This is a genomic window from Yoonia sp. 72, from assembly GCF_034652275.1.
In the GTDB taxonomy this organism is placed as follows: domain Bacteria; phylum Pseudomonadota; class Alphaproteobacteria; order Rhodobacterales; family Rhodobacteraceae; genus Yoonia.
The window spans coordinates 1-1,155 of record NZ_JAXIWG010000010.1 but is presented as its reverse complement, the minus strand read 5'-3'; the positions used below and the strand labels follow the sequence as shown (position 1 = coordinate 1,155).

General features: G+C 65.1%; 1 pseudogene. It reads left to right on the top strand.

The features are described from left to right. Positions 1 to 1,155 (top strand): annotated as a pseudogene (locus VCK47_RS17965) (hypothetical protein); the annotation flags it as partial.

The following is a 1,155-nucleotide window of genomic DNA, read 5'->3' as shown; positions in this document are numbered from 1 at the left end:
CCTGGCGTCCGGCGCGCAGGCAACGCTGACAATCACCGCGACCGTTCGGCCGACCGGCGTTTACGCCAATACCGCCAGCATCACCGGTAATCAGACCGATCCCAACACCGCGAACAACACATCGACGGCCACGCCTTTAGTTGCGCCTGTTGCGGAAGATGACCTTGTGGCCGGGCTGCCGACGAACACGGCTGCGACGCTGGACCCGCTGGCCAATGACAGCGATCCGGACGGCAATCTGGATGCGACCACGGTGGTCTTCACCAGCGCTGACGCGACCGATGGCGGCAAGACGCTGGCCGTGCCGGGCGAGGGGATCTGGGAGATCGATCCGGCGACGGGCATCGTGACCTTCACGCCCGAGACCGGCTTTACCGCCGATCCGACGCCGGTCAGCTATACGGTTGCCGACAATGACGGCAATGTCTCGAACGCGGCCACGATCACGCTGGCGTTCACGCTGCCACCCGTGGCGGTTGACGACACCAGCACCGGCAATGCGATTGGGGCGACGGTGGTTGTTGATGTGATGGGCAATGACACGGTTGGCGATCTGCCACTTGATCCGGCCAGTGTGCGGCTGATCGATGCGAACGGCGTTGCGGTCAGTATGCTGGTGGTTGACGGCACAGGCATTTGGTCTGTCGATCCGCTGACCGGCACGATCAGCTTCACGCCCGAGGCTGGCTTTACCGCCGATCCGGCACCTGTCAGCTATACCGTGGCCGATACACAGGGCAATGTGTCGAATTTGGCGTCAGTGACGGTTCTCTATACAGCTGCACCGTCGATTGCGGTGGTCAAATCTGCCGTCGTGGGTGGCGCGGGCGCTGTTGGTGACGTGATCACCTATACATTTGACGTGACCAACACAGGTGATGTGCCGCTGACAAATGTGACTGTGGTGGACGAACTACCCGGCCTGTCGGCGATCGCGCCGGCGGGCGTGGCGAGCCTTGCACCGGGCGCCTCTGCGGCGTTCAGCGCGAGCTATGTGGTCACGCAGGCCGATGTGGATGCGGGCGGGGTGACGAACCTTGCGACAGCGACGGGCGATGACCCCGCGGGCGTGCCTGTGAGCGCGCAATCGGCGGCGGGCACGGATGCGGCCGGCGCGCCGGTGCCTCCGGGCGCGCAGACCCCCGGCACGCCGAC